The organism is Micromonospora eburnea (genome assembly GCF_900090225.1).
In the GTDB taxonomy this organism is placed as follows: Bacteria; Actinomycetota; Actinomycetes; order Mycobacteriales; family Micromonosporaceae; genus Micromonospora; species Micromonospora eburnea.
This window is the reverse complement of the sequence record NZ_FMHY01000002.1, coordinates 2,670,372-2,697,183: the sequence shown is the minus strand read 5'-3', so window position 1 is coordinate 2,697,183 and position 26,812 is coordinate 2,670,372. Positions and strand designations below refer to the sequence as shown.

At 73.0% G+C, this 26,812-nt stretch carries 30 protein-coding genes and 1 riboswitch; of the genes, 10 read left to right on the top strand and 20 right to left on the bottom strand.

Annotation, left to right across the window (positions count from 1 at the left end):
• Positions 1-13 precede the first annotated feature (13 nt).
• From GA0070604_RS12700 to GA0070604_RS12690, 3 genes are read left to right on the top strand one after another with little or no spacing between them, the layout of a single operon-like run.
• A complete protein-coding gene (locus GA0070604_RS12700; protein WP_091118145.1) occupies positions 14-511 on the top strand; it encodes an Asp23/Gls24 family envelope stress response protein in 498 nt (165 codons plus the stop codon).
• A 21-nt stretch (positions 512-532) separates the two neighbouring features.
• Positions 533-1,051 (top strand): DUF6286 domain-containing protein, encoded by a 519-nt coding sequence (locus GA0070604_RS12695; protein WP_091118144.1) that lies wholly within the window; start codon positions 533-535, stop codon positions 1,049-1,051.
• Positions 1,048-1,641: a hypothetical protein gene (locus tag GA0070604_RS12690; protein WP_091118143.1), complete on the top strand. Its 594-nt coding sequence runs from the start codon at positions 1,048-1,050 to the stop codon at positions 1,639-1,641. The genes GA0070604_RS12695 and GA0070604_RS12690 overlap by 4 nt, the downstream gene beginning before the upstream one ends.
• Positions 1,642-1,701: 60 nt before the next feature.
• Here GA0070604_RS12690 and GA0070604_RS12685 read toward each other — a convergent pair whose 3' ends face one another.
• Positions 1,702-2,400, bottom strand: coding sequence for a CBS domain-containing protein (locus GA0070604_RS12685; RefSeq protein ID WP_091127069.1), 699 nt, complete (start codon positions 2,398-2,400; stop codon positions 1,702-1,704).
• Between the two features lie 219 nt (positions 2,401-2,619).
• Here GA0070604_RS12685 and GA0070604_RS12680 point away from each other — a divergent pair, with 219 nt between their 5' ends.
• Positions 2,620-3,195 (top strand): hypothetical protein, encoded by a 576-nt coding sequence (locus GA0070604_RS12680; RefSeq protein WP_377592907.1) that lies wholly within the window; start codon positions 2,620-2,622, stop codon positions 3,193-3,195.
• A 170-nt stretch (positions 3,196-3,365) separates the two neighbouring features.
• A complete protein-coding gene (locus GA0070604_RS12675; protein ID WP_091118142.1) occupies positions 3,366-3,734 on the top strand; it encodes an FKBP-type peptidyl-prolyl cis-trans isomerase in 369 nt (122 codons plus the stop codon).
• A gap of 55 nt (positions 3,735-3,789) precedes the next feature.
• Here GA0070604_RS12675 and GA0070604_RS12670 read toward each other — a convergent pair whose 3' ends face one another.
• From GA0070604_RS12670 to pdhA, 6 genes are all read right to left on the bottom strand, one after another.
• Entirely contained in the window at positions 3,790-4,155 is a 366-nt protein-coding gene (locus GA0070604_RS12670; RefSeq protein WP_091118141.1) for an STAS domain-containing protein, read from the bottom strand.
• Positions 4,156-4,335: 180 nt separating this feature from the next.
• Positions 4,336-5,601, bottom strand: a complete 1,266-nt coding sequence (locus tag GA0070604_RS12665) for a L,D-transpeptidase (RefSeq protein WP_091118140.1) — start codon at positions 5,599-5,601, stop codon at positions 4,336-4,338.
• Positions 5,602-5,799: 198 nt separating this feature from the next.
• Positions 5,800-7,479 carry a right-handed parallel beta-helix repeat-containing protein gene (locus tag GA0070604_RS12660; RefSeq protein WP_091118139.1) on the bottom strand — a complete coding sequence of 560 codons (1,680 nt, stop codon included), beginning with the start codon at positions 7,477-7,479 and terminating at the stop codon, positions 5,800-5,802.
• 97 nt (positions 7,480-7,576) lie between these two features.
• Positions 7,577-8,974, bottom strand: a complete 1,398-nt coding sequence (locus GA0070604_RS12655) for a dihydrolipoamide acetyltransferase family protein (protein ID WP_091118138.1) — start codon at positions 8,972-8,974, stop codon at positions 7,577-7,579.
• The gene (locus tag GA0070604_RS12650; protein WP_091118137.1) at positions 8,971-9,975 is read right to left on the bottom strand and encodes an alpha-ketoacid dehydrogenase subunit beta; all 1,005 of its coding nucleotides are present in this window, start codon (positions 9,973-9,975) and stop codon (positions 8,971-8,973) included. The genes GA0070604_RS12655 and GA0070604_RS12650 overlap by 4 nt, the downstream gene beginning before the upstream one ends.
• Positions 9,975-11,174, bottom strand: a complete 1,200-nt coding sequence (pdhA, locus tag GA0070604_RS12645) for a pyruvate dehydrogenase (acetyl-transferring) E1 component subunit alpha (RefSeq protein ID WP_208602266.1) — start codon at positions 11,172-11,174, stop codon at positions 9,975-9,977. The genes GA0070604_RS12650 and pdhA overlap by 1 nt, the downstream gene beginning before the upstream one ends.
• 72 nt (positions 11,175-11,246) lie before the next feature.
• On the opposite strand from pdhA, the gene GA0070604_RS12640 reads away from it, so the two are divergent.
• Positions 11,247-11,753, top strand: coding sequence for an Lrp/AsnC family transcriptional regulator (locus GA0070604_RS12640; protein WP_091118135.1), 507 nt, complete (start codon positions 11,247-11,249; stop codon positions 11,751-11,753).
• Positions 11,754-11,756: 3 nt separating this feature from the next.
• On the opposite strand, the gene GA0070604_RS12635 is transcribed toward GA0070604_RS12640, so the two are convergent.
• From GA0070604_RS12635 to GA0070604_RS12625, 3 genes are all read right to left on the bottom strand, one after another.
• Entirely contained in the window at positions 11,757-12,731 is a 975-nt protein-coding gene (locus GA0070604_RS12635; protein ID WP_091118134.1) for a DNA polymerase domain-containing protein, read from the bottom strand.
• A gap of 58 nt (positions 12,732-12,789) precedes the next feature.
• The gene (locus tag GA0070604_RS12630) at positions 12,790-13,116 is read right to left on the bottom strand and encodes a hypothetical protein (RefSeq protein WP_091127067.1); all 327 of its coding nucleotides are present in this window, start codon (positions 13,114-13,116) and stop codon (positions 12,790-12,792) included.
• A gap of 104 nt (positions 13,117-13,220) precedes the next feature.
• Complete coding sequence (locus GA0070604_RS12625) at positions 13,221-13,451, bottom strand: hypothetical protein (RefSeq protein ID WP_091127066.1); 231 nt, start codon at positions 13,449-13,451, stop codon at positions 13,221-13,223.
• 268 nt (positions 13,452-13,719) lie between these two features.
• Here GA0070604_RS12625 and GA0070604_RS12620 point away from each other — a divergent pair, with 268 nt between their 5' ends.
• Together GA0070604_RS12620 and GA0070604_RS12615 are read left to right on the top strand one after the other, a co-directional pair.
• Positions 13,720-15,204: a S8 family peptidase gene (locus GA0070604_RS12620; protein WP_091118133.1), complete on the top strand. Its 1,485-nt coding sequence runs from the start codon at positions 13,720-13,722 to the stop codon at positions 15,202-15,204.
• Positions 15,205-15,325: 121 nt separating this feature from the next.
• A riboswitch (ZMP/ZTP riboswitch) is annotated at positions 15,326-15,414 on the top strand.
• Positions 15,415-15,432: 18 nt separating this feature from the next.
• Positions 15,433-16,869 carry a glycine hydroxymethyltransferase gene (locus tag GA0070604_RS12615; RefSeq protein ID WP_091118132.1) on the top strand — a complete coding sequence of 479 codons (1,437 nt, stop codon included), beginning with the start codon at positions 15,433-15,435 and terminating at the stop codon, positions 16,867-16,869.
• A gap of 126 nt (positions 16,870-16,995) precedes the next feature.
• Here the strand turns inward: GA0070604_RS12615 and GA0070604_RS12610 are convergent, their stop codons facing one another.
• Positions 16,996-17,250: a hypothetical protein gene (locus tag GA0070604_RS12610; RefSeq protein WP_091118131.1), complete on the bottom strand. Its 255-nt coding sequence runs from the start codon at positions 17,248-17,250 to the stop codon at positions 16,996-16,998.
• A gap of 68 nt (positions 17,251-17,318) precedes the next feature.
• Positions 17,319-17,870, bottom strand: coding sequence for a dihydrofolate reductase family protein (locus GA0070604_RS12605; protein WP_091118130.1), 552 nt, complete (start codon positions 17,868-17,870; stop codon positions 17,319-17,321).
• Positions 17,871-17,990: 120 nt separating this feature from the next.
• On the opposite strand from GA0070604_RS12605, the gene GA0070604_RS12600 reads away from it, so the two are divergent.
• Both GA0070604_RS12600 and GA0070604_RS12595 read left to right on the top strand, forming a co-directional pair.
• Positions 17,991-18,392 (top strand): MmcQ/YjbR family DNA-binding protein, encoded by a 402-nt coding sequence (locus tag GA0070604_RS12600; RefSeq protein WP_091118129.1) that lies wholly within the window; start codon positions 17,991-17,993, stop codon positions 18,390-18,392.
• Positions 18,393-18,508: 116 nt separating this feature from the next.
• Positions 18,509-18,961 (top strand): hypothetical protein, encoded by a 453-nt coding sequence (locus GA0070604_RS12595; protein WP_091118128.1) that lies wholly within the window; start codon positions 18,509-18,511, stop codon positions 18,959-18,961.
• A gap of 12 nt (positions 18,962-18,973) precedes the next feature.
• Here the strand turns inward: GA0070604_RS12595 and GA0070604_RS12590 are convergent, their stop codons facing one another.
• From GA0070604_RS12590 to GA0070604_RS12555, 8 genes are read right to left on the bottom strand one after another with little or no spacing between them, the layout of a single operon-like run.
• The gene (locus tag GA0070604_RS12590; protein WP_091118127.1) at positions 18,974-20,218 is read right to left on the bottom strand and encodes a beta-ketoacyl synthase N-terminal-like domain-containing protein; all 1,245 of its coding nucleotides are present in this window, start codon (positions 20,216-20,218) and stop codon (positions 18,974-18,976) included.
• Complete coding sequence (locus tag GA0070604_RS12585; RefSeq protein ID WP_091118126.1) at positions 20,215-21,477, bottom strand: beta-ketoacyl-[acyl-carrier-protein] synthase family protein; 1,263 nt, start codon at positions 21,475-21,477, stop codon at positions 20,215-20,217. Before GA0070604_RS12585 ends, GA0070604_RS12590 begins: the two co-directional genes overlap by 4 nt.
• Positions 21,474-21,881: a cupin domain-containing protein gene (locus tag GA0070604_RS12580; RefSeq protein ID WP_091118125.1), complete on the bottom strand. Its 408-nt coding sequence runs from the start codon at positions 21,879-21,881 to the stop codon at positions 21,474-21,476. Before GA0070604_RS12580 ends, GA0070604_RS12585 begins: the two co-directional genes overlap by 4 nt.
• Positions 21,874-22,599 carry an SRPBCC family protein gene (locus tag GA0070604_RS12575; protein WP_091118124.1) on the bottom strand — a complete coding sequence of 242 codons (726 nt, stop codon included), beginning with the start codon at positions 22,597-22,599 and terminating at the stop codon, positions 21,874-21,876. Before GA0070604_RS12575 ends, GA0070604_RS12580 begins: the two co-directional genes overlap by 8 nt.
• On the bottom strand, positions 22,599-24,056 hold the full coding sequence (locus GA0070604_RS12570) for an acetyl-CoA carboxylase biotin carboxylase subunit (RefSeq protein WP_091118123.1): 1,458 nt from the start codon (positions 24,054-24,056) through the stop codon (positions 22,599-22,601). Before GA0070604_RS12570 ends, GA0070604_RS12575 begins: the two co-directional genes overlap by 1 nt.
• Positions 24,056-24,532, bottom strand: a complete 477-nt coding sequence (gene accB / locus GA0070604_RS12565; RefSeq protein WP_091118122.1) for an acetyl-CoA carboxylase biotin carboxyl carrier protein — start codon at positions 24,530-24,532, stop codon at positions 24,056-24,058. The genes GA0070604_RS12570 and accB overlap by 1 nt, the downstream gene beginning before the upstream one ends.
• Positions 24,529-26,241, bottom strand: a complete 1,713-nt coding sequence (locus tag GA0070604_RS12560) for an acetyl-CoA carboxylase carboxyltransferase subunit alpha (protein ID WP_091118121.1) — start codon at positions 26,239-26,241, stop codon at positions 24,529-24,531. Before GA0070604_RS12560 ends, accB begins: the two co-directional genes overlap by 4 nt.
• Entirely contained in the window at positions 26,238-26,600 is a 363-nt protein-coding gene (locus tag GA0070604_RS12555; protein ID WP_091118120.1) for a TcmI family type II polyketide cyclase, read from the bottom strand. Before GA0070604_RS12555 ends, GA0070604_RS12560 begins: the two co-directional genes overlap by 4 nt.
• Positions 26,601-26,812 lie beyond the last annotated feature (212 nt).

The following is a 26,812-nucleotide window of genomic DNA, read 5'->3' as shown; positions in this document are numbered from 1 at the left end:
CGGGGGCACGACGATGACCGGAATCCTGCCGCGGCGCGGCCCGGCCGCGCCCGAATCCGTACCCGCAGCCACGCGCCGGTCTGCGGGCACGCCCGAGGCCCCCGCCACGCCCCAGCCCAAGGCCACGGCGACGCCTGAGGCCGCCTCCGCGACCCCGCCCGCCACCGCGCGCGAGGCCGTTGCCCCGGTCCGGCCGTGGACGGAGGACCGGATCGCCCGGCTGGTCGAGGACGCGGCGAGACGCACGCCGGCCGCCCGCGACGCCGCGGCGACCGTCCGGGTGCACGGCGGTGTCGCCCGGGTCGACCTGGACCTGGTCGTCGACCACGGCACCCACCTGCCGACGGTCGCCGAGGCGGTACGCCGCCGGATCGGCGTCCGGGTCGGGGCGGAGACCGGGCTCACCGTCGAGGGGACCACCGTCACGGTGGCGGACCTGTGCCTGCCCGACCCGGCGGACCCCGCGTACCACGCGCCGAGCGCGGACGCGGACGCCTGGAAGGCGACGTGAGCCCGGCGGTCGGAGGCTGAGGTGCGGACGGTCAACCGGGTCGCCACCCTGCTGCTCGCCGTCGCCCTGCTCGCCGGCGGGGCGCTCGTCGCGGTCGAGGCCCTGCTCGCCGCGGCCGGCCATCCCGGCCCGCTGGCCCACCGGTGGTACGCCATCCTGACCACCACCCGCTGGCAGGACGCCCCGGTCCGGGCGGTCGCCGCCGGCGTCACCCTGCTCGGCCTGGTCCTGCTCGTCGCGGAGCTGCGCCGGTGGCACCCCGCCCGCCTGCGCCTCGCCGAGGACGACGGCTGGCACCTGCACCGTCGCTCGCTCGAACGGCGGCTGGCCCGTACGGCGCGGACCGTGCCGAGCGTCCGCCGGGCCCGGGTACGCCTCCGTCGGCGCGGGGACACCTGGCGGCCCCGGGTGACCGCGACCGGCGACCCGGCGGCCCGGGCCGACGTCGAGTTCGCGCTGCGCTGGGAACTCGATCGGCTGGCCGCCCCGCGCCGCGACCCGATCGAGGTCCGGCTCCTACCCGATCGGCGGGCCACGTGAGCAACGCCGCCCATCGGCTGCTCTGGACGGTGCTCGCCCTGCTGCTCATCGCGGCGGGCGCGACCGGGTCCGCGGTCGGGCTGGGTTGGCTCCCCGGCGGCGGCAGCCCGTTGCTCGGGGCCGGGCCGGTCACCTGGTGGCGGGCCGGTACGCCGTGGAGCGTCCTCGCGGTGGCGGCCGGCGGGATGCTGCTGGCCCTGCTCGGGCAGCGGCTGCTCGCCGCCGGGCTGCGGGTGCCGGGCCGGCTCACCGGCACCCTGACGCATCCCGGGGACGGTGGTGGGCGTACCCGGGTGGCGAGCGAGGTGCTCACCGGCGCGCTGGAACGGGACCTGCTCCGCGCCCCGGGCGTGCACCGGGCCCGGGTGCTGCTCACCGGGCCGGTCACCCGGCCGGACGTCTGGGTCGAGGTGGGCCTGGACCCCTCCGCCGGTCTCGATGTGGCCCGCGCCCAGGTGGACGCCGCGGTCCGGCGGTTCGCTGCGACGCTCGGCTGCCGCCCGGCGCACCTGGACGTGACCGCGGTGGTGGACGAGACGCCCCCGGCCGGTCCGGCGTACCGGTCGCGCGCGGCCCGGGCCGGCACCTGAACCGGACCGGCCGGCCACGCCGCCGGCCGGCCCGGGGGCGGGGCCGGCCGGCACCGACGGTCAGACGACCGGCGTGGCGTGCACCGGGTCCATCTCCCTCAGCGTGGTGTCGTCCACGTCGTACCCGACCGCGTTGTGGACCTGCACGACGCCGCTGACCTGGGCGGCGAGCCGGCCGGCGAGTTCGACGGCGCTGCGTCGGTCCAACCGGCCGTCCAGAGTGACCGCGCCGTCCCGGACCTGGACGGTGACCAGGCCGTCCCGCACCGCCAGCACCCGGCGCAGCACCTCCTGTACCACGTCCTCGCGGATCTCCGCGTCGGTGCGCAGATGCACCCGGAGCAGATCGCTTCGGGTCACGATGCCGACCAGCCGGCCGAGGTCGTCCAGCACCGGCAGCCGCTTGACCGCGTCGCGTTCCATCAGCCGGGCCGCCGCCGGCAGCGCCGCCTCCGGATAGGTGGTCACCGCCGGGGCGGTCATCAGGTCCTTCGCGACCAGCGCGCCCGCCTTCTCGCGGGCGGTACGCCGGCGCCGGCCCTCGAAGACCCGCCGCTCGTCGGGCTGCCCGGCCCGTTCCACCTTGTGCAGCAGGTCCGCCTCGGAGACCACGCCCAGCACCCGGCGGAAGTCGTCCACCACCGGCACCGCGCTGATGCCCCGCCGGATCAGCACGTCGACGATCTGCCGGTACGGGGTCTCCTCCCCCACCGTCGCGACGTCCTTGGTCATCACGTCGCCCACCTGCCATGTACGCATCACGACCTCCTCGGCCCGCTGTTCCACCGCCGACGCTATGGCGGCAGAGACCACCGTGGTCAGAGGCGGTCGGCAGGCCGGGGGAGGCCGACCGGACCGGACCCGGAGGGGTCCAAGGTCCCGGTCCGGGGCGGCCCGGTCGGCCCTGCCGGCGGGCAGGCCGTGGAGGTGGAATGAAGGTGTCACCGGAAAGGCGCGGTACGAACCACCAGAAGGGACGTGGAGACCATGACCGCGACGATCGAGCGGATCACCACCAACACCATCGCTCCGGCGGTTCGAACCACCCGCGACGTCGAGACCGTCCGGCAGCGGGCCGCCCGGTACGTCTTCGCCGGACTGCGGATCGCCCTCGGCTGGATCTTCCTCTGGGCCTTTCTGGACAAGATGTTCGGCCTGGGACACGAGACCGCGGCGAAGAACGCCTGGATCAACGGCGGCAGCCCCACCAAGGGCTTCCTGGCCTTCGGCACCAAGGGCCCGCTCGAAGGCTTCTATCACGGCATCGCCGGGGCGGCCTGGGCAGACTGGCTGTTCATGACCGGGCTGGTGGGCATCGGTATCGCCCTGGTCCTCGGCATCGGGATGCGGGTCGCCGCGGTCGCCGGCGGGGTACTGCTGGTCATGATGTGGACGGCCGTGCTGCCCCCGGCGAACAACCCCTTCCTCGACGACCACCTCATTTACGCGGGTCTGCTGGCCGGCCTGGCCCTGGTCGGCGCCGGCAACACCCTTGGGCTCGGCCGGGCCTGGGCGAAGCTCCCCCTCGTCCAGCGGCTCCCCTGGCTCAGGTGAGGTGAACGAGCCGGCAGCACCCATCGGGCGGGCGTCACCGGAGGTGGCGCCCGCCCCCTCGTCCGTCCACCGGTCCCCGCCTTGCCGGGCGGGGACCGACGCGTATCGGCCGGTCGCGATCCGGCAGGATCGACGGGGACCACATCCGAAACCACTGAGGAGATCCGCTCATGGAGAAGCCCGAGGTTGGCCCGATCGAGGGCGCGCCGCCCGCCGATCTCGTCATCGAGGACATCACGGTCGGCGAGGGCCCGGAGGCCCGCCCCGGCCAGCTCGCCACGGTGCACTACGTCGGCGTGGCCCACTCGACCGGCCGCGAGTTCGACGCGTCGTGGAACCGGGGCGAGGCGTTCGAGTTCCCGCTCGGCGGCGGGCGCGTCATCGCCGGCTGGGACCAGGGCGTGGTCGGCATGAAGGTGGGCGGCCGGCGCAAGCTGACCATCCCGCCGCACCTGGGCTACGGAGACCGGGGCGCCGGCGGCCTCATCAAGCCGGGCGAGACGCTGGTCTTCGTGGTCGACCTGCTCGGCGTCCGCTGAATCGCCACTGATCCACCCGGGGCCGTCGGTCGGACCGGCGGCCCCGCCCGTCGGGTCAGACCGCCGCCAGCTCGGCCAGCCCCGACACGCCCGCCCGCGCCGACTCGTGGATCGGCAGCACCCGGTGCAGGCCGGTGGCGCGCAGCACCCGCGCCACCACCGGATCGGGGTCGACCAGCGCCAGCTCGCCGCCGCGGGCCCGGATCCGCAGGTGCGCCGCGACCAGCGCCCGCACCCCGGCGGCGGAGAGCACCCGGACGCCGGAGAGGTCCAACCGCAGCACCGGCCGGGCCGGGGCGGCCCAGAGCGCGGCCCGGAACGCCCCGACCGTGGCGATGTCGATCTCGCCAACGGCACGGACGTCCACCACGTGGTCACCGACGCTGATCTGCACGTGGAAACGGTCGCTGTGCTGCCCCATGCCGGCAAACCTATCGGTCGGGACCGACATTTTCGCCTGCTCAGACCCGTAATCGGGGAACGTCCCGGGTAGGACCCCGAGAGACTCAGGGTGACCCCCCGAGGCGCCCCGCCCCAGCACGGCGGGGACGGCCCGCCACCTCGATGGCAAGCCGTCCCTCGGTGGTTCCCCCCAGGTCCCTCAGCCGCCGCTGATCGACGGTGCGGGTGCGGGCGCCGAGCCACCGGCGACCGCGCCCGGGTGCGGCGTCGCGCTCTGCGTGGGCTTGAGCCCGGCCGGCACCGGCAGCGCGCTGCCCTTGGCGAAATCGTCCCAGGTGACGTTCCACGCGGTGAAGCCGTTGCCCTGGTCCAGCTTCACCTCGGTGCCCTTGACCGTCACCAGGTCGCCGACCTGGGTGATGCCCATCAGCCAGTGCGCGGCATCGGCCGAGACGTTGGTGCAGCCGTGTGAGGTGTTGACGCTGCCCTGCTCCCCCTCGGACCACGGCGCCGAGTGGATGAACTCGCCGCCCCAGGTGAGGCGCTGCGCGTCGTCGACGTCGACCACGTAGCCCCCGTTCGGGTCACCCCGGGTGTCGAAGGTGGTCCGGTCGAACTTCTCCATGATCACCATGTTGCCGCTGGAGGTGGGCGTGCTCTCCTTGCCGAGGCTCACCGGAATCTTCCGGAGCAGCTTGCCGTCCTGGTAGACCGACATCTGCTTGGTGGCGTTGTCGATGTCGAGCGAGACCTGCCGGCCGATCTTCGAGGTCGCGGTGTGGTCCGCGTCCCCGATGGCGTCCTTGCCGATCGGCAGCCCCTGCAGGGCGCTGCGCACGCTGATCTTCGTACCAGGCTTCCAGAAATCGGGGGCCCGGTATTCGACCTGAGTGCCGTCCGCAATCCAGGACCAGGTACCCGGCTGCGGCGGGTCCGTCTTCACGAACAATCTTCGCTGTACGTCCGCCCTGGCCTCCTTTGGAATCGCCGGGTCGAACTTGACGGCCACCGGCATCGCCGTCCCGTACGTCTCATTGTCGGTGAAGTAGAGCGTGCTGGTGATCGGCGACTTGTTCGACGGCGCCGACGTGGTGAACGTCGTCTTCTCTGTGGTCGTCTTCCCGGAATCGCCGGTGGCGGTCACCTCCGCGGTGTACGTCCGCGAATTCTGCAACGGCTTGGTGGGCACCCAGCTCGAACCGTCCTCCCGTGGTTCGGCCGGTACCTGCGCGCCCTTGTCGTCGGTGAGCCGGACCGCGGTGATCTTCCCGTTGCTGACGGTGGCACCCACCTCGGCGCTGATCGGCACGTCCTTCGTGCTGTTCGCCGGTGTCACGGTCAGCGACGGGGGCTTCTTCTCCTGGCCCGACTTCATCGCCTTCGGCCCGGCCGTGCAGCCGGCGACAACCAATGGTGTGGTAGCCATGGTTACCGCCAATAGCGTGAATCGTCGCCTCACGTCCATATTCGGCCCCCCATTTCCACTCCCTCTCGCCCACATTCTGTACGGCACTTCTCCGGCCCAGGCGCTCTTCCCCGATAAATGCTGGCGAAACCCGGGCCATTTGGTCGTCGACGCGCCGCCCAGGTCCGTCACCGCGGGAATGTCCCGGATCGGCCCGCCGGCTGGGCCGGCGTACACCGGCATGCCGGAGAGGGCGGGTCAGTCCCAGTCCTGGTCGCCGTGGTTGCGTTCCCACCGGCCGCCGATCGGCGGGGTGTCCAGCCGGGTGGGCCCTTCGGCATTCCCGGCCAGGTCGTTGTCCTCGACCCGGCAGTCCACGCAGCTGCCCCGCTCGGTGATCCAGAAGCCGTGGGTCTGGGCGGCCGGCCGCCGGCCGTCCCAGATCCTGTTGCCTCGGATGCTGGCCGAGTCGAGAGCGACGTTCACGGTGATGCCGGCCCGGATCGGGGGCGCCGCCGGCAGCTCATACGGGGTGCCGGGCGTCGGGACGTCCGCGCTCCAGCCGGTGAACTCGTCGGGGCGGATCGGGGCCAGGGTGAGGGTCGTGGAGTCGTTCGCCGCCACCTGGGCGAAGCGGTCGCCGACCCGGACCACCTTGCCCCGGTGCTCGTCGTTCTGCCACTCCGCCCGCCGGTCGATCACCTGCTTCGCGCTGTACCGCACCGACTCGCCTCGGCCCTGGGCGACCGCGCCGCACCGCCGGCCGTTGCCTCGGATCCGGTTGTTCACGATGATCGCGTCGGTGATCGGCTCGTCGATCCGGATCGCGTCCAGGCTGTTGCCATAGAAGTCGTTGCTGTCGATGACGATCTCCCGGACGCACTCCGGCTCCGTGCCGTCCTGGCTGTGCTGGTGGTATCCGTGCTGGCCGTTGCCACTGATCCGGTTGCCCCGGATGGTGTACGGCCCGGGGGTGTTGCCGATGCTCACCCCGTCCCGCACGTTGCCGTCGATCACGCAGTCGGTGAGGATGCCGCCCTTACCAGCGGTGCCCGTGGTGCCCCTGGCCGAGACGTGGAAGCCTGCCTCCAGGTTGCCGGTCATCGTGCAGGCGGAGACGATCAGGCCGTTGGCGCCCCAGTCGGAGATGCCGCACTGGTTGCCCTGGGCATGACAGCCGATGACCCGGAACCCGCGCGGCCGCAGCTCCCCGGCCTCTTGCAGTTCCAGGAAGATCCCGTGGGTGCCGTTGCTGAACGCCGAGCAGTTGATGATGTTCGCCCGCTCGACGCTGCCCCACCCGCCGACCCCGATGCCGATCCCCGCCCCGCCCATCTCGGTGCCGTTGTCCAGCCGCCCGCACCCCACCACCAGCACCCCGTCGATCAGGCAGTCCTGTAGGAAGTCACAGCCCAGGCCGGTGGCGCCGGTGTGGTGGATGTAGAGATTCCGGAACACCCCCCGCACGACGTACTGCACGCCCAGCCCCTTGGCCAGCGGGCTGTAGTCCGCCGAGGGCACCCCGGAGCCGTCGATCTCGAAATCGGCGAAGGTGCAGTCCGCGAGGTAGCGTTCTCGGTCCGCGCCGTGCAGCGCCGCCGTGTAGAAGGCCAGCGGGGTGGGATCGGCCCGGTTGCCGGAGTTGCTCAGCACGAACCGGGTCGCGCCGGGACCGGCGCCGATCAGGGAGAATCCGCTGCGCCAGACCGTACCGGCGTCCCGGATCGAGTACACCCCCGGTGGGCAGTAGATCACCCGGACCCGCCCGTCGGCCGCGAACGCGTCCCCCAGTTGGTCCACCAGCGCGGCGAACGCCGGTTGGTCGTTGGTCGCCCCGTCCCCGATCAACCCATGCTCCCGCGCGTTGCACAGCAGCGGCGCCCCGGCGACCGGGTGCGGGGGCACCTTGCCCGCGGAGGGCATGTACGGGTAGCTCATCCGTCTCCTCCCCTCGGCGGACCGGGCTCGCTTTCCCGGTCCGCCGGAGGAGAAACGGCGGGACGGCCTTGGGCGGAGGCAGGGCCCGGGCCGAAGGTCAGACGTTCGCCACCAGCAGCGCGGGCTGCTCGACGCAATCCGCGACGTGGCGCAGGAAGCCGCCCGCCACGCCACCGTCACAGACCCGGTGGTCGAAGGTGAGGCTGAGCTGGGTCACCTTACGGACCGCGAGCTGACCATCGACCACCCAGGGCTTGTCCACGATCCGGCCGACGCCGAGCAGCGCCGCCTCCGGATGGTTGATGATCGGAGTGGAGCCGTCCACCCCGAACACCCCGTAGTTGTTGAGGGTGAAGGTGCCGCCGGTCAGCCGCGCCGGCGGGAGGGTGCCGGCCCGGGCGGCGGTGGTGGTCTCCACCAGCGCGGCGGCCAGTTCCCGGGTGGTCAGCCGCTGGGCGTCGCGGAGCACCGGGACGATCAGGCCCCGGTCGGTCTGCGCGGCGATGCCCAGATGCACCCCGGCCGACTGGACGATCCGCTGCCCTTCGGCGTCCACGTGCGCGTTGAGCTGCGGGTACTTCCGCAGCCCGCTGAGGCAGATGCGGGCCAGCAGGGCCAGGATGCTGACCGGCGACTCCGGAGTGGCCGCGTTGATGGCGGCCCGGGTCTCCAGCAGCCCGGTGGCGTCCACGTCCACCCAGATGGTGACCTCGGGGATCTCCCGCCGGCTGCGGGAGAGCTTGTCGGCGATCGCCTTGCGGATGCCGGTGAGCGGGATGACCACGTCACCGCCGTCGGTCGGGGCGAGCCCGACGTGCGCCGCCGGGGCAGCCGGCACGGCGGCGAGGGCCGCCGGGGCAGCCGAGGCCGACTCCACGTCGGCGCGGCGGATCACCCCGCCGGGCCCGGTGCCCCGCAGCGACGCCAGGTCCACCCCGCGTTCCCTGGCCAGACGCCGGACGATCGGCGAGATGACCAGGACGGCCGCACCCGGGCGCCCGTCGGTGCCGGCCGGACCGCCGGCCGCCGGGGTGCCTCCGGCGGCCGACGCCCCGGCGGTCTGGGCCGGGCCGGCGGCAGCCGGCGCAGCGGTGGTGGGCTCCGGGGCGAGGGCCAGCCGGGGCCGGCGGCGCCGCCGGCCGGAGCCGCCGTGGCCGGTGCCGTACCCGATCAGGACGTTGCCGGAGCCGGCGCGCTCCTCCTCGCGGTAGGTGGCGTGCGGGTCGCCCCCGTCCGCGCCGTCCAGCGGCGCGATGGTGATCAGCGGCTGGCCGACCGGGCGGACCTCGCCCGCCGCGCCGTGCAGGGCGACGACCAGCCCGGCGTACGGGCAGGGCACGTCGACGACAGCCTTGGCGGTCTCCACCTCGACCACGGTCTGGTCCACGGTGACCACGTCACCGACGGCGACCCGCCACTCGACGATCTCCGCCTCGCTCAGCCCCTCCCCGAGGTCGGGCAGGAGGAAGTCCCGGGTCTGCTGCGCGGTCGTCATGCCGCCACCCAGCGCGCGTCGGGCTGGTCGTCCCACTGGAGGCGGGCCACGGTGTCCAGCACCCGGTCCACCGAGGGCAGGTGGGTGTGCTCCAGCATCGGCGCCGGGTACGGGATGTCCAGGCCGGACACCCGCAGCACCGGGGCGTGCAGCGCGTGGAAGCAGCGCTCCTGCACCCGGGCGGCGATCTCCGCGCCGACCCCGGCGAAGCCCTGCGCCTCCTGGATCACCACGCACCGGCCGGTCCGGCGGACCGAGGCGGTGATCGTGGCGTCGTCGAACGGCACGATGGTGCGTACGTCGACGACCTCCAGGTCCCAGCCCTCCTCGCGGGCGGCTTCGGCCGCCTCCATGGCGACCGGGACGGCCGGGCCGTACGCGACCAGGGTGGCGTCGGTGCCGGCCCGACGCACGACGGCCTGGCCGAACGGCGCGGTACGGGCCGGCAGCTCCGCCTCGGCGCTGGAGAAGTAGAGCTTCTTCGGCTCCATGAACACGACCGGGTCCGGGTCGTCGATCGCCTCACGCAGCAGCGAGTACGCGTCCTCGACGGTGGCCGGTGTGACCACCTTCAGGCCCGGGGTGTGCGCGTAGTACGCCTCGGAGGAGTCGCAGTGGTGTTCCACGCCGCCGATGCCACCGGCGTAGGGCACCCGGATGACGATCGGCACGCTGAGCGCGCCGCGGGTGCGGTTGCGCAGCTTCGCCACGTGCGAGGCGATCTGTTCGAACGCCGGGTACGCGAACGCGTCGAACTGCATCTCGACCACCGGCCGCAGCCCGGACATGGCCAGACCGACGGCGAACCCGACGATGCCGGCCTCGGCGAGGGGCGTGTCGAAGCAGCGCTTGTCGCCGAACCGGGCCTGGAGGCCGTCGGTGATCCGGAAGACGCCGCCGAGCTGCCCGACGTCCTCGCCGAAGACGACCACCCGCTCGTCGGCGAGCATCGCGTCGGCGAGCGCGGCGTTGAGCGCCTTCGCCATGGTCATGGTGGCCATCAGGCGTCCCCCTCCTGGGCGGCGGCCAGCTCCGCGCGGACCTGCTCACGCTGCTCGACCAGCTGCGGGGTCGGCTCCGCGTACACGTGGTCGAAGAGGCTCAGCGGGTCAACCGTGGGCTGGGCGTTCATCCGGTCGCGCAGTGCGCCGGCGTACGCCTCGGCCTCGTCCGCGATCGCGGCGACGGCCGCGTCGTCCAACACCCCCTGGCTGCGCAGGTACGCCTCCAGCCGGGCGATCGGGTCACGGTCCCGCCACGCCTCGACCTCCTCGGCGTCCCGGTAGCGGGTCTGGTCGTCGGCGTTGGTGTGCGGCTCCATCCGGTAGGTGTGCGCCTCGACCAGGAACGGCCCCTTGCCGGATCGGGCGTGCTCCACCGCTCGGGTGAGCACCGCGAGCACGGCCACCGGGTCGTTGCCGTCGACCTGCTCGCTCGGCACGCCGTAGCCGACACCCTTGTACGCCAGGCTCGGCGCGGCGGTCTGCCGGGACAGTGGGACGCTGATCGCGTACTTGTTGTTCTGCACGAAGTAGACGACCGGGGCCTTGAACACGGCGGCGAAGTTGACCCCCTCGTGGAAGTCGCCCTCGCTGGTCGCGCCGTCGCCGATGAAGGCCAGCGCCACGGTGTCCCGCCCCTGGTGCGACTCGCCGTAGGCCAGGCCGGCGGCGTGCACACACTGGGTGGCGAGCGGGGTGCACTGCGGCGCGGTGCGCCGGGCGGCCGGGTCGTACCCGCAGTGCCAGTCGCCACGCAGCAGGGTGAGCACCTCGACCGGGTCGATGCCCCGGGCGGTCAGCGCCATCGACTCGCGGTAGGTCGGGAAGACCCAGTCGGTGTCGCGCAGCGCCAGGACCCCGCCCACCTGGCATGCCTCCTGCCCCCGGGAGGACGGGTAGACGGCGAGGCGGCCCTGCTTGGTCAGGGCGGTGGCCTGGACGTCGAAGCGGCGGCCGACGACCATCCGCCGGTACATCTCGCGCAGCGCCTCGACAGGCGGCTCCGGGTAGTCGTCGCGGGCCGGCAGCGCGGTGCCGTCCGGGTTCAGCAGCCGAACCGGCTCGGGACGCGGCAGCAGGCCGGCCGACGGGTCGGGAACGGCCGGATTGGCCTTCCGGCGAGTGCGGGGGGATGCCCTGCGGACCGCCTGGGGTGTGGTCGTCACGGCGAGGACCTCCTGGACTTGTGGTGGTCCTATGCTCACGCCCTCGGATGATTGACTCAAGTTCGCGGTTGAACGTGGGACGAATGGCAGGATAAGGAGCGGTTCATGAGCCAGGAGACCAACGCCGTACCGGGCGCGGCGGGCGGAACGGGACGTTCGGCCGGTCCGCTCGACGAGGTGGACCGGCGGATCCTGCGCGAACTGGTCGACGACGGCCGGCTCTCCATCCGTACGCTGGCCGAACGGGTGCACGTCTCGCGCACCAACGCGTACGCCCGGGTGGAGCGCCTGCTGCGGGACGGCGTGATCACCGGGTTTCGGGCGCGGGTGGCACCGGAACCGGCCGGACTGGGTACGTCGGCGTACATCGCGTTGACCATCGAGCAGAACACCTGGCGCGAGGTGTCGGCCGAGCTGGCCCGGGTGCGCTACGTCGAGCACGTGGCGCTGCTCAGCGGCGAGCACGACGTGCTGGCCCTGGTCCGCGCGCCGGACAACGCCACCCTGCGGGACGTGGTGCTCGACCGGGTGCAGAGCATCGCCGGGGTGCTGTCGACGCGCAGCTGGCTGGTCTTCGAGGAGTTCGACGGGACGCAGAGCCCCTGGCATTGACGTTCAGCGTTCCGGCGGCGCCGCGAGGCCCTCCCGGTCGGCCAGCTCCAGCAGCGGATCCAGGGAGAACCGGCGGTCGTCCAGGCCCGCGTGCCGGTCGCCCCGCTCGGCGAACCGGGCCGGCAGGCTCACCACGTCGAAGTCCTCCGGCCGGACGTCGTCCAGCTCCGACCAGTCGAGCGGGGCGGAGACCAGGGCGCGCGGGGTGGGTCGGATCGAGTACGCCGACGTCATGGTGTGGTCGCGGGCCATCTGGTTGTAGTCGACGAAGACCGGTCGGTCCCGCTGCTCCCGCCACCAGGTGGTGGTGACCAGGTCGGGCCGTCGGCGCTGCATCTCCCGCCCCAGTGCCAGCACCGCCCGCCGGCACTCGCCGAAGCTCCACCTCGGCTCGATGGACAGGTAGACGTGCAGGCCCCGGCCGCCGGTGGTCTTCGGGTAGCCGACCAGCCCCAGCTCGTCCAGGAAGGCCCGGACCTCGTGGGCGACCGGCACCACCTGGGCGAAGTCCACTCCGGGCATCGGGTCGAGGTCGATGCGAAGCTGGTCGGGGTGCTCCACGTCGCCGGCCGAGACCGGCCACGGGTGGAAACGCAGGGTGCCCAGGTTGACCGCCCAGGCCACCACGGCCAGCTCGCTCGGGGCCACCTCGTCGGCGGTCCGGCCGCTGGGGAAGGTGATGTGCGCGGTGCGTACCCAGTCGGGCGCCCCGGCCGGCAGCCGCTTCTGGTAGAACGCGTCGCCGCGGTTGCTCTGCCGGGTGGCGATCTTCGCGCCCTCGAACACTCCGCGCGGCCACCGCTCCAACATGGTCGGCCGGTCCCGCAGCGCGCGCAGGATGCCGTCGCCGACGGCGAGGAAGTAGCGAACCACGTCCAGCTTGGTCAGCCCGCGCTCGGGGAAGTACGGCTTGTCGGGGCTGGAGACGCGGACCAGCCGCTCCCCCACCCGGATCTCCTCGGCCGCCGTGGTCGCCACGCCTCACACCGTATCCGCCGACGGGCGGTCGCGGGCTGTGGGCGACCCGGCGGGCCGGTCAGGAGATCAGCAGGACGCCCACGACGACCAGCGGCAGCCCGACGAACAGGAAGACTCCGACGCCGGTGAGGATCCGGCCTCCACCGCCGGTCTCCTGCTCGGGCGCGAGCCCGAAGGCGGACCGGGCGCCGAGCATGCCGACCCGGCTGAGGGTCAGGTCACCGGTGACCCCGAGCAGCGCCCCCACCACGATCAGAGCGAAGCCGAGCCGGGTGACGAACTCCCCGCCGGACACCGCGACCCAGATGCCGGCGACGATCGCGACCAGCACCAGCGCGATCACGAACAGCACCAGGGCTTCCCGCAGACCCTTGAGAACCGTCATCGATGGCTCCATCCCGCCGCGTCGGAGGAGACATTCTGCGCCATCGACGGGTCCGGCCGCTGCCCCTGTCGGGCAGCGGCCGGTCGGCCTGACGGTCCGGGCGCTCAGCGCCCTTCCTGCTGCATGCGCGTCATGAGCATCTGCTTGCCCTGGTCACCCGCCTTGCGGTTGTTCTCCTGGATCTTGCGGAACCAGTTGGCGAGTTCCGTGTCGCCCCGCGCGTCCGCGTCGGCGATGTACGTGTCCATCCGGTAGATGTTCTCCAACGACATCTGCACGGTGTGGATCAGGTCGTAGTTCTTGTCCCGCACCGGGCTCATCTGTTCCTTGGTCATGGTCGCCACGACACACCTCCCTGTCTCGGCTCCGGTCGCGTCAGCGCTTACCCGCCCGCCGTCGGTTCACGCCGCCGTCGGATTGGAAATGGGCGGTTACGTCACTCGTCGGTCACCGTCTGACGGCTGTTGTTCATCCGTTCGGCTGTGTGTAACACAACACCCCATCCCTACGCTGACCCCCGGAAAGCGAGCAACCTGCTCGTTTGCCGCCGGTCCGCTTCCCGCCAGGCAGTGGGGCCGGCTCGATCAGCCCCTGGGAGTCTGTGTGAAGAACCTGCGTCGCAAGACACTCGCCGCCGCGTCCGTGGTGACGCTCGGCATCGGCCTCGCCGCCATCGGCGGGCTGGCGCCGGCCGTGGCCGCCGGGCCGGAGACCACGTTCCTGGTCCTCGCCCCGCAGGGCGGCAAGACCGACAAGGCCGCCGCCCGCGTGGCGGCCGCCAACGGCACCGTGGTCGCCAGCTACGACCAGATCGGCGTGCTCGTCGTCCGGTCGACCAACCCGAACTTCGCCACCGCGGTGGCGGGGGCGGGCGTCGACGCGGTCGCGTCCACCGCCGGCCTGGGCACCGCCCTCGACGAGGGCGAGACCGTGGAGGTCTCCGCGGCCGACGTCGCCGAAGCCACCGGTGACCCGACCAAGGAGCCGATGTACGCCCAGCAGTGGGACATGGACATGATCCACGTCCCGCAGGCCCACGCGGTCAACGCCGGTAGCCCGAACGTGGTCGTCGGCGTGCTGGACAGCGGCATCTCCAGCACCCACCCCGACCTGGCCACCCAGATCGCCAAGGACAAGAGCGTGTCCTGCATCGGCGGTGTCACCGACACCACCGAGGCGGCCTGGAACCCGACCACCTCCGACCACGGCACCCACGTGGCCGGCACCATCGCCGCCGCCGTCAACGGCGTCGGCGTGACCGGCATCGCGCCGGGGGTGAAGGTCGCGGCGGTCAAGGTCGTCAACAACGACGGCTACATCTACCCGGAGGCCGCGGTCTGCGGGTTCATGTGGGCCGCCGACCACGGGTTCCAGCTCACCAACAACAGCTACTACATCGACCCGTGGGAGCTGAACTGCCGCAACGACGCACGCCAGCGTCCGGTGTGGCAGGCCGTGCAGCGAGCGATCCGTTACTCGCAGTCCAAGGGCGTGCTCAACATCGCGTCCGCGGGTAACTCAAACTACGACCTCGCTCACAAGAACACCGACACCGGCAGCCCGAACAACGGGACGCCGGAGAACCGCGAGAACCTCACCAACGCCTGCCTCGACCTGCCGGCCGAGGCGCCGGGCGTGGTGACCGTCTCGGCCGTGGGCCCGACCGGGGAGAAGAGCTACTACTCCTCGTACGGCCAGGGCGTGATCAACGTGACGGCGCCGGGCGGCGACAGCCGGGTCGGCACCCAGGGTGCGCGCTCGACCAGCACCGACGCCATCCTGTCGACCACCTTCAACACCGCCACCCGCACCAACGGGTGGGGGTACAAGCAGGGCACGTCGATGTCCGGCCCGCACGCCACCGGCGTCGCGGCGCTGGCCCTCTCGGCGCACCCGGGGATGACCCCGGGCCAGCTGTCGTCGTTCCTGGAGCGCACGGCGGTCGGGATGCCCTGCCCGAAGGGCGTCTACAACCCGACGCCGCTGTGGCCGGGCAACGCGAACACCTACGAGGCGACCTGCTCCGGCGGCGCGCGTAACGGGTTCTACGGCTTCGGCATGGTCGACGCGTACAACGTGGTGAAGTAACGATCGCGCCACCTGTGGTGGGGCCCGGCGAGTGATCGCCGGGCCCCACCCGTTTTCCCAGGCGCGATCGCCCCGTCCGGCGGAGGTCGGCCGGGCCGGTCCCGGCGTACCCGGTAGGATCGGCGCGGGCCGTGACTGGCGCGTGGGATGGAGCACCATCGGGGAGCGGTCCCGTCACGAGGACGCATGCCGAGCGCCTGGGCCTTCCGCACGTCATCAGGAGGTCGCATGTCGCTGAACGCCGAATCCACCGCCTTCCGCAGCGCGCTGGAGGTGATCCGCGCCGTCGAGCCGCGGGTGGCGGATGCCATCGGGGCGGAGCTGGCCGACCAGCGCGAGTCGCTCAAGTTGATCGCCAGCGAGAACTACGCCTCCCCCGCCACCCTGCTGGCGATGGGCAACTGGCTCAGCGACAAGTACGCCGAGGGGACCGTCGGCCGGCGCTTCTACGCCGGCTGCCAGAACGTCGACACGGTCGAGGCGCTCGCCGCCGAGCACGCCCGGGAGCTGTTCGGCGCCGCGCACGCGTACGTGCAGCCGCACTCCGGCATCGACGCCAACCTGGTCGCGTTCTGGGCGATCCTGGCCGACCGGGTGGAGTCCCCCGCCCTGAAGAAGGCCCAGGTACGCCAGGTCAACGAGCTGACCGAGGCGGACTGGTTCGCGCTGCGCCGCGAGCTGGGCAACCAGCGGATGCTCGGCATGTCGCTGGACGCGGGCGGCCACCTGACCCACGGCTTCCGCCCGAACATCTCCGGCAAGATGTTCGACCAGCGCAGCTACGGCACCGACCCGGCCACCGGTCTGGTCGACTACGACAAGGTCGCCGAGGCGGCCCGCGAGTTCAAGCCGCTGATCCTGGTCGCCGGCTACTCGGCATACCCCCGGAAGGTCAACTTCCGGATCATGCGGGAGATCGCCGACTCCGTCGGCGCGACCTTCATGGTCGACATGGCGCACTTCGCCGGCCTGGTCGCCGGCAAGGTCTTCACCGGTGATTTCGACCCGGTGCCGCACGCGCACATCGTCACCACCACCACCCACAAGTCGCTGCGCGGCCCGCGCGGCGGCATGGTGCTCTGCGGCCCGGAGCTGGCCGACCAGGTCGACCGGGGCTGCCCGATGGTGCTCGGCGGCCCGCTGCCGCACGTGATGGCCGCCAAGGCGGTCGCCCTCGCGGAGGCCCGCCGCCCCGATTTCGCCGACTACGCGTCCCGCATCGTCGCCAACGCCCAGGCCCTCGCCGAGGGGCTGCTGCGCCGCGGCGCGAAGCTGGTCACCGGCGGCACCGACAACCACCTCGTCCTGATCGACGTCTCCGGCTACGGGCTCACCGGCCGGCAGGCCGAGCAGGCGCTGCTCGACTCGGGCATCGTCACCAACCGCAACGCCGTCCCGCAGGACCCGAACGGCGCCTGGTACACCTCCGGCATCCGGATCGGCACCCCGGCGCTGACCACCCGGGGCCTCGGCACCGCCGAGATGGACGCCACCGCCGAGCTGATCCACACCGTGCTCACCCAGACCACCCCGGGGTCGAACCCGGACGGCACCCCGTCCAAGGCCAAGTACGTGCTCGACCCGACGCTGGCCGACAAGGTGAGCAAGCAGGCCAGCGACCTGCTGACCGGCTTCCCCCTCTACCCCTCCGTCAACCTCGCCTGACCAACCCGCGCTCCCCGCGCCCGCCTGGGCGCACACCCACGTTGATCAAGAAGTTTGCGTCCGCCTCAGTGGAGTTGCGGACGCAAACTTCTTGATCACCACCGCTGGGCTCGCTCCACCGGCTGGTCAGCGGCCCAGCGGGCGCTTGAGGTAGTAGCGGTGGACCTCGGTGCTGCCCTGCACGTTGTTCACGTCCTCGGCGGCGTTGACCAGCTCCCAGCCCTCCCGGCCGACCCGGTTGAGGTGCGAGACCGCGGTGTCTCCGTACGGGGTCACATCGGTGCGCGACCCGTCCGGGCCGTACCAGACGAACGAGACGGTGAAATTGCGGCCCTGCCCCTGATAGCGGCGGACCAGCAACGCGTACTCCCAGGCAACCATCCGTCCATTATCTACAGTCGACCGACGACCGGGAGCACAGGGGGTGGCGGAACGGCGACCCTGCGGCGTCACCGGTAGTGCAGCAGCGTCACCCCGTTGCCGAACCGGCGGGTCTCCGTCAGTTCCAGGTCGAGTGTCGTGCCGGCGGGAAAGAGCGACCGGCCACCGCCGACGACGACCGGGTGCAGGTAGAGCCGCCACTCGTCGACCAGGCCGTGCCGCGCGAAGGCGGCCGCCAGCTCCGCGCCGCCGAGGGTCAGGTCGCCGCCGGGCTGCTCCTTGAGCGCTCGCACCTGCTCCGGTACGACCTCCGGCACCAGCGTGGAGTTCCACGCGACGCGGTCCAGCGACCGCGAGTAGACGATCTTCGGCATGTCCCGCCAGATGCCGGCGTACTCCCGCATCGGAGCGGTGCTGGCCGGGTCGCGGTCGGCGGTCGGCCAGAAGTCCGCCATCAGCTCGTAGGTGCGGCGACCGTGGAGGAAGGCGCTCATCCCGCGCAGCTCGTCGTTGAAGTGCTGATGCAGCTCGTCGTCGACCCGGTGCCAGCTCAGGTTGCCCCCGGGCCCTTCGAAGAAGCCGTCGAGGGAGATCGACATCCAGACGATGACCTTGCGCACGCGCACCCCAATCCGGTCAGCGGGTGAGAGGCCAGTCTGCCAGGGGTGCGGCCTGGCCGCAGGCCGGGCAACCCGTGCGCCCGCCGCGCCGCTGACCCGCCGCGGGCGTATCGTCGCCGCATGGCGACCTGGGACGACGTACGCCGTATCGCGCTCGCCCTGCCCGAGACGACCGAGCGCGGCTCGTACGACGACCTGCCGGCCTGGCGGGTCCGGGACAAGTCCTTCGTCTGGGACCGTCCGCTGCGCCCCGCCGACCGGGCGGCCCTCGGCGACGCCACCCCGGACGGCCCGATTCTCGGCGTCCGGGTGCCCGACCTGGGCGTCAAGGAGGCGCTGCTCGCCGACGCCCCCGAGGTCTACTTCACCGTCCCGCACCTCGACGGGTATCCGGCGGTGCTGGTCCGCCTCGACCGGATCGGGATCGCCGAGCTGACCGAGCTGGTCACCGAGGCGTGGTACGCCCGTGCCCCGAAACGGCTCGCCGCCACGTTCCGGTCGGCACGGGGTGAACGTGCTTGATCGACTGACCGGCCCGGTCGATGCGGCTCCATCCCGGCGGCCGGCCGGAGTGTCGGTGCGGGCCGATATTCTCCGCGGGCCCGTCGGCGCCGGCCGGTGGCAGCAGGGAGGACACGATGACCGACGGGCCGCCGCAGCTCATCGCGATCAACCACGACGACTACCACGCCGAACACGTCGGGCACACCGCCGACGGCCGGCAGTTCTTCCTCACCACGCCGTTCGAGCCCGGTGACCCGGAGACCGGCGGGGGCGCCGAGTTCGTCGCCCGCTATCTCTTCGACGCCTCGGGTCGGCTGCTCGACGCCACGATCGACGCGTTCGGCCCGCGCGACCAGATGGACCGCGACGCCCGGCGACGGACGTACGAGCAGCGGCTGGCGGAGCTGGGGCCGGTGACGTACGACCGCATCGAGGTGGCGCCGTTCGCGGTCGAGCGGTTCGGCACCACCTTCGGCCTGCTCCCCTCCCCGCCCGAGGACGAGGACGACTCCTGGTGGGTGGAGCTGCACCCGGGCGACTACATGGCCTTCACCGAGCCCTGGGACAGCGGCGAATACGACACCTGAACGCCCGACGCGCTATTCCGGCGGCGGAGGTGGCGCGGCGCCGCGCAGCACCAGCGCGCTGTTGAAGCCGTCGAAACCGCGCGCCCCGACCAGCGCGATCCGGCTGCGCGGTCGGCGGGGCGCGCGCAGGAAGGTCAGCTCGCACCCCTCCGCAGGCCGCTCCGGGCCGGCCGAGGCGGGCAGCAGGCCGTGGTGGAAGGCGAGCAGCGCGGTCGCCGCGTCCAACGCCGATCCGCCCTGGTGGGCCCGGCCGGTGAGCGGCTTCTGGGTGGTGACCGGCGGGGTGCGGTCGCCGAACACGGCGCGCAGGGCGGCCGCCTCCGCCCGGTCGTACGCGGGCACGCCGAGCGCGTCCGGCCAGATCACGTCCACGTCGTGCGGGCGTACGCCGGCCCGGTCCAGGGCCAGCCGCAGCGCGCGGGCGTAGTGGACCGGATCCGGACCGGCGACCGGATCGGTGGGCGCGGCGTCGTGGGTGGCCGCCCAGCCGGTGATCTCACCGTAGATCCGGGCACCCCGGTCCAGCGCGTGAACCAGCTCCTCCACCACGAAGACGGCGCCGCCCTCGGCCGGCACGTAGCCGCCGGCGCCGACGTCGAACGGCCGGTACGCCCGCTGCGGATCGGCGACGTCGCTGAGCAGCCCGGAGCGGAGCTGGCAGGCCAACGCGTACGGGCTGAGCGGGCACTCGGTCGCACCGGCGACCACCAGCGGGGTGCCCCGGCGGACGGTCCGCACCGCGTGGGCGAGGCTGTCCAGCCCGCCGGCCGCCTCGGAGACGGTCACCCCGCACGGCCCCTTGAGCTGGTGGTGGATCGAGAGCTGCCCGACGCTGGCCGCGTAGAACCAGGCGATCGACTGGTACGCCCCGACGGTCCGGGTCGGGCCGCCCCAGAGCCGTTGCAGCTCCCGCTGCCCGAACAGGTTCCCACCCGAGGAACTGGCCAGGGTGACCGCCCACCGGTACGGGTCGGGGGCCCGCTCGGGCAGTCCGGCGTCGGCCAGGGCCAGCCGGGTGGCGGCGAACCCGAGATGGGTCCACCGGTCGGTCTGCACCCGCTGCCGGGTGTCGGCGTATCCGGCGGAGTCGAAGTCGGGCACCTCCCCGGCAACGCGGGTGGGGTAGCCGGCCGGGTCGAAGAGGGTGATCGTCCTGGTACGCCGGGTGCCGGCCAGCACGGCGGCCCAGTGCGCGTCGGCGCCGATCCCGGTGGGCGCCACCACCCCGATCCCGGTCACCACCGCCCGCGCGGTCACCGTGCCACCCTGCGGAAGACCATCGCGGACTGGAAGCCGCCGAAGCCGCTGCCGACCGAGAGGGCCGCGTCCACCGGCACCTCCCGCGCCTCGTTGGGCACGTAGTCCAGGTCGCACTCCGGGTCACGGGTGGTCCAGTTGGCGGTGGGCGGCACCACCCCGTACTCGATGGCGAGCGCGCAGGCCGCCATCTCGATCGAGCCGATCGCGCCGAGCGAGTGCCCGACCATCGACTTGATCGAGCTGATCGGCACCCGGTACGCGGCCGGGCCGAGCGCCCGCTTGAACGCGGCGGTCTCGTGGCGGTCGTTCTGCCGGGTGCCGGAGCCGTGCGCGCTGATGTACGACACGGCCGACGGCGCGAGCCGGGCCTGCCGCAGCGCGTCGCTGATGGCCAGGGCCATCTCCACCCCGTCGGGACGCAGCCCGGTCATGTGGAAGCCGTTGCTGCGGCTGGCGTAGCCGGCCACCTCGCAGTAGACGTGGGCACCCCGGCGGCGGGCGTGCTCGGCCTCCTCCAGCACCAGCACCGCCGCCCCCTCGGCGAGCACGAAGCCGTGGCGGTCGGCGTCGAACGGCCGGGAGGCGTGCTCCGGGTCGTCGTTGTCCGGGCTGGTGGCCTGGATGGCGTCGAAGGAGGCGACGGTGACCGGGGAGATCGGCGAGTCGGCGGCGCCGGCCAGCACCACGTCCGCCTCGCCGTCGGCGACGAGCTGGTGGGCGTACCCGATGGCGTCGATGCCGGAGGTGCAGCCGGTGGAGACCACCTGGGCCGGGCCGTGCAGGCCGTGCCGACAGGCCACGTCCGCGGCCAGGCTGCTGGGGACCAGCGCCTGGTAGAGGTACGGCCCGCCGAGGGTGTGGTCGACCAGCCAGTGCCGGCCGGAGTCGCTGACCCGGACGTACTCCTTCTCCAGCGCCATGGTGCCGCCGACCGCGGTGCCGAGCACCACGCCGGTCCGGTCCCGTTCGGCGTCGGTGAGGGTGAGGCCGCTGTCGGCCAGCGCCTCGGTGGAGCAGGCGAGCGCGAACTGCACGTACCGGTCGGCGCGCTGCCGTTCGGCGAGGGTGATGCCGGCGGCGTCGGGGTCGAAGTCGCACTCGGCGGCGATCTGGGAGCGGAACGCCGACGGGTCGAAGAAGGTGATCCGCCGGGTGGCGGTGCGCCCCTCCGTGACCGTCTTCCAGAACCGGTCCCGGGTGGCGCCGCCCGGCGCGACGACGCCGACGCCGGTAACCACCGTCCGCCGGCCGATCACGACGTTCCCCGGGGTGGCGGAGCGACCTCGGTGTCGACGTGACCCAGCTCCGGGCGGGGGGCGAGCGGACCCAGATGGAACACCACCTCGGCCGGTTCGTCACCGGTGTTGCGCAGCCGGTGCCGGACGTCCTTCGGCACGAACAGCGCCTCTCCGGCGTGCAGCGGCACCGGCCGGTCGTCCAGGTCGACGATGATCGCGCCGCGCGCCACGTAGAGGAACTCCTCGCTGTAGGGGTGGTAGTGCTCGGCGATCCGCTCCCCCGGGTTCAGCGTGGCCACGCCCATGAACCCCGAGGTGCTGCCGACCGTGCGCGGGCCGAGCAGCACCCGCAGCTCGCCGCCGCGCCGCCGGTCCGCGGCCACGTCCCGAGCGCGGATCGGGGCGGTGGTGGTCTCAGGCATCCTGGTCCCCCTTCCCGGTCGACGCGGCCGCCCGCCGCTCGACGCGCTCCTTGATGACCGCGAGCTGGACCTTGCTGTTGGCGTTGATCCGGTCGGTCATGCCGGCGTTGTCGACCGGTGCGTCGGGCTTCATGGCGAAGTCCTGCACCCAGGTCATCCGGGTGCCGCCGGGGACCTCGTCGTAGCGCCAGTGGATGTGCATGAACTCGAACGGACCCGTCTCCACCCGGTGGGCGTACACCTGCCGGGTGGCCGGGTCGGCGGTGCGTTCGCTGACCCAGCTCCACACCATCCCGTTCTCGTCGGGGTGCATGGTGAGTCGGAACCGCACCGTGTCGCCGCTACGGCCGAGGATGTCGACCTTGGCGTACTCGGTGAACAGTTCGGCCCACCGGGCGACGTCGTTGGTGACCTCCCAGACCAGCGGCAGTGGGGCGGCGATGTCGATGGCGTTCTCGGTGTGCCCGGGCGGGTCGACCTTGCGGGCCACCAGGTCGGCCACGCCGGCGATGCTGAGCTGCCCGGCCTGCTCGGGGATCCGTACCCGCCACCGGTCGGCGACGACGGCGGACAGTTCGAGCAGGGCGAGGGAGTCCATGCCCAGTTCCTCCAGGCTCGCGGCCGGGGTGCGGGCAGCGGCCTCGGCGTCCAGGCCGCAGTGCGCGACCAGGATGTCGGTGATCTCCGCGGCGTACGGTCGGTCGGAAGCGACGGTCATCAGGTCCTCCTCCTTGCGGCCGCGGCGGGCGCGGCGGTGACAGGGGTACGGCCGGCCGGGTCGACGCCGGCGCGGGCGGGCGCGGTTTCGGGGCCGGCCGGGCCGGCACCGGTGGTGAGCAGCCGGTCGACCAGGCCGGTGGTGTGCCGCCCGGCGCGGAAGGCACCGTCGCGCAGCACCCGCCGGACGAACGGAATGGTGGTACGGACACCCGGACCGGACACCTCGAACTCGCCGAGCGCGCGGTCCAGGCGGTCGAGCGCACCGGCCCGGTCCGGCGCCCACACGGCCACCTTGGCCAGCAGCGAGTCGTAGTGCGGGCTGACCAGGTAGCCGGCGTGGCCGTGCGTGTCGACCCGGGTGAACGGGCCGCCCGGCGGGCGGAACCGGTCGAGCCGCCCGGGGGCGGGCGCAAAGCCGCGGTCCGGGTCCTCCACGTTGACCCGGCACTCCACGGACACCCCGCGGAGCTGGATCTCCTCCTGCCGCCGGCGCAGCGGCGTACCGGCGGCGACGTGCAGCTGCTCGTGGACCAGGTCGACGCCGGTGGCCATCTCGGTGACCGGGTGCTCGACCTGGATCCGGCAGTTGATCTCCAGGAAGTGGCACTGTTCCGCCTCGTCGACGAGGAACTCGACGGTCCCGGCGCCGGTGAAGCCGACCGACAGCGCGCCGCGCAGCGCCGTCTCGGCGAGGCTGTCCAGGGTGGACCGGCGCAGCGCCGGGGCCGGCGCCTCCTCGATCAGCTTCTGGTGGCGGCGCTGCACCGAGCAGTCCCGGGTGCCCAGATGCACCCCGTTGCCGTGGTTGTCGCAGAGCACCTGCACCTCGACGTGCCGGGCGTCGGCCAGGTACCGCTCGACGTACACCCGGTCGTCGCCGAACGCGACCTGGGCGGCGGCGCGGGTACGGGCGTACGCGCGGGGCAGGTCGGCGGCGGAACGGACCACCGTCATCCCGCGCCCGCCCCCACCCGCCGCCGCCTTGACGATCACCGGATATCCCACCTCGGCGGCCACGTCGAGCGCGTCGGCTGCCGTCGGCTGGGTCTCCACGCTGCCCGGCGGCAACGGCAGCCCGGCCTTGCGCATCAGCGCCCGCGCGGTCGACTTGTCGGCCAGCGCGGACATCACCTGCGGTGGTGGGCCGATGAAGGTGAGGCCGTTCTCAGCGCAGATCTCGGCGAAGTCGGCGTCCTCGGAGAGGAACCCGTAGCCGGGGTGGACGGCCTGCGCGCCGGTCTGCCGGGCCGCCTCGACGATCGCGGCCGCGTTGAGGTAACTCTGCCGGCTGGCCGCCGGTCCGATCCGGACGGTCTCGTCGGCCAGCCGCACCGGCAGCGAATGGACGTCGGCGCTGGAGTGCACCACCACCGTACGGATGCCCAGTTCCCGGCAGGCCCGCAGCACCCGCAACGCGATCTCGCCCCGGTTGGCGATCAGCACCTTCTCGAACATCAGTCCCCCTGCCCGGCGAGCGGTTCCAGGGCGAGCAGCGGCTGGTCGTACTCGACGGGCTTGCCGTCCTCCACCAGCACCTCGACCACCCGTCCGGCCTGGCCGGCGGTCACCTCGTTCATCAGCTTCATCGCCTCGACGATGCCGACCACCTGGCCGGGCCGGACCGGGTCGCCGACGGCCACGAAGGGCGCGGCGCCGGGTTCCGGAGCCCGGTAGAAGGTGCCCACCACGGGTGCCCGCACGGCCAGCCGGTCCGGCGCGGACGCCGGCTCCGCGACCGGTTCAACGACCGGCACCGGGTCGGTACGCGGCACGGGAACGACCTCGGCCGGGCCGTGCCACTCCACCTCCAGCACGGTCTCGCCGCTGCGCAGCCGGACCCGACGGAGCGGGCCGGCCAGGTCGGCGACGAGCTTGCGCGCGTGCCGCCGCAGCCCGTTCAGCACCTCGTCGGAGTGGCCGCCGGCGCTCATCGAGTCACTCCTGTCGTGCGGGCCGCGCCGTAGCGGCGGAAGCGGTGCCGGCGGCGGCGGACCAACGTGGCGGGCGGCACCTCGAGCAGCGGGGCGAGGTTCGCCGCCACCGCCCGGGCCAGCAGTTCGGCGGCGCGGGCCGGCTCGTCGTGCGCGGCGGCCGGCGGCTCGGGCACCACCTCGTCGACCACGCCGAGCCGGCACAGGTCGGCGGCGGTGAGCCGCAGCGCGCGGGCGGCCTGCGGCGCGGCCGAGCTGTCCGGCCAGAGGATCGCGGCACAGCCCTCGGGGCTGATCACCGAGTAGACGGCGTTCTCGAGCATCAGCACCCGGTCGGCAACCGCGAGGGCGAGTGCCCCGCCGCTGCCGCCCTCCCCGGTGACCACCGCGACGACCGGCGTGGGCAGCGTGCTCAGCGCGAGAATGTTCTCGGCGATCGCCGCCGCCTGCCCCTGCTGCTCGGCGCTCACGCCGGGGTCGGCGCCGGGGGTGTCCACCAGGGTCACCACCGGCAGGCCGAGCCGGGCGGCCAGGCGCATCAACCGCAGCGCCTTGCGGTGCCCGGCCGGGCTGGCCATGCCGAAGTTGTGCGCCACCAGCTCCGCGGTGGTGTGTCCCTTCTGGTGGCCGATGACCATCACCGGCCAGCCGTCGAGCCGGGCCACCCCGCCGACGATCGCCGGGCAGTCCGCGGCCAGTCGGTCACCGTGCAACTCGACGAAACCGTCGAAGGCGGTCTCCAGGTAGTCCAGGGTGGTGGGCCGGCCGGGGTGTCGGGCCCGGCGTACCGTCGCCCAGGCGTCCCGCTCGGGGTCGGCCGCCGTCGCGGGCGCGGCCGCCGGTCGCGGCGCCGGCTCCTGCCGGGGTACGGGCGGACGCCGCGCGGCCCGACGGGCGACCTGACGGGCGGACTGCGCGGCGGCGAGCAGCGCGGTCAGCCGGCCGCGCAGCGCGTGCCGGGGCACCACCAGGTCGACCTGTCCGTGCCGGAGCAGGAACTCGGCGGTCTGGAAGCCCTCCGGCAGCGTGGCACCGGTGACCTGCCGGATCACCCGGGGGCCGGCGAAGCCCATCCGGGCACCGCTCTCGGCGAGCACCACATCGGTGTTGGTGGCGAAGGACGCCGCCACCCCACCGTACGTCGGGTCGGTGATCACGCTTACGGTGAGCAGGCCGGCCTCGCGCAGCCCGGCGATGGCCTGGCTGACCGTGGCCATCTGCATCAGTGACAACGCACCCTCCTGCATGCGGGCCCCGCCGGAGGCGGTGACCAGCACCAGCGGCACCTCGTCGGCGAGCGCCCGCTCGGCGGTGGCCGTGATCAGCTCACCGACCGCGCAGCCCAGGCTGCCGCCCAGGAAGCGGAAGTCCATCACCGCCAGGGCCACCGGCTGACCGCCGATGCGGGCCGTGCCGCAGAGCACCGCCTCGTCCAGCCCGGTGCCGGCCCGCGCGGCGCTGAGCCGGTGCGGGTACGGCAGGGCGTCGACGAAGCCGATCGGGTCGACCCGGGCCGCCCGGTCCGACAGCGGGGTGAACGAGTTCGGGTCGGTCAGTTGCGCCACCCGGTCGGGGGCGTCCAGCCGCGCGTGCGTCCCGCACTCGGGGCAGACGTCGAGGTTGCGGCGCAGCCGCTTGCGGTACAGCAGCGAGGCGCAGCCGTCACAGCGCGACCAGAGCTGCTCGTCGCGGGGCGCGGTGGTGGTCACGACCGCCGCCCTGGGGCGTCGTACCGGTGGGACTGCCGCCCTGGCGCGTCGTACCGGTAGAAGCAGTGGGCCATGGCGTCCCGGGGGGAGCGCCACGTCGGCAGGTACGGCGAGACGTACGGCCGCAGCCGCTCGCTGACCCGAACGAACTCGGGATGCCCGCGGGCGTCCTCCACCGCGCCCTGCGCCGGCAGTTCGGTCTCCAGCAGGTGTACGTAGAGGTCGTGCAGCCGGTAGAGCGACCGGTGTTGGACGCCGACCAGGCCAGGCAGCTCGGTCGCGTCGGACTCGGCGAAGATCTCGGCGACCCGATCCTCGGCGGTCGGCACCACCTTGGCGACGATGAGCGAACGGTGCATGGACTGCCTCCCCCTGGGACGCGTTCCGGTGTGCGGATGCCACCGGTCGCCCCGGACGACTTCCGCCACCGTGCCGCCGGCACCGTCAACGCGGCGTCACCCGCCGGCGTTCCAAACCGGATTCTGGTGACGCTGCGTTGACGGAACCTGTGTCCGAGCTATGCGAAGATCATTTGTCGTCGATTTCATGACGGCCCCTCTTCGCAGTTCAA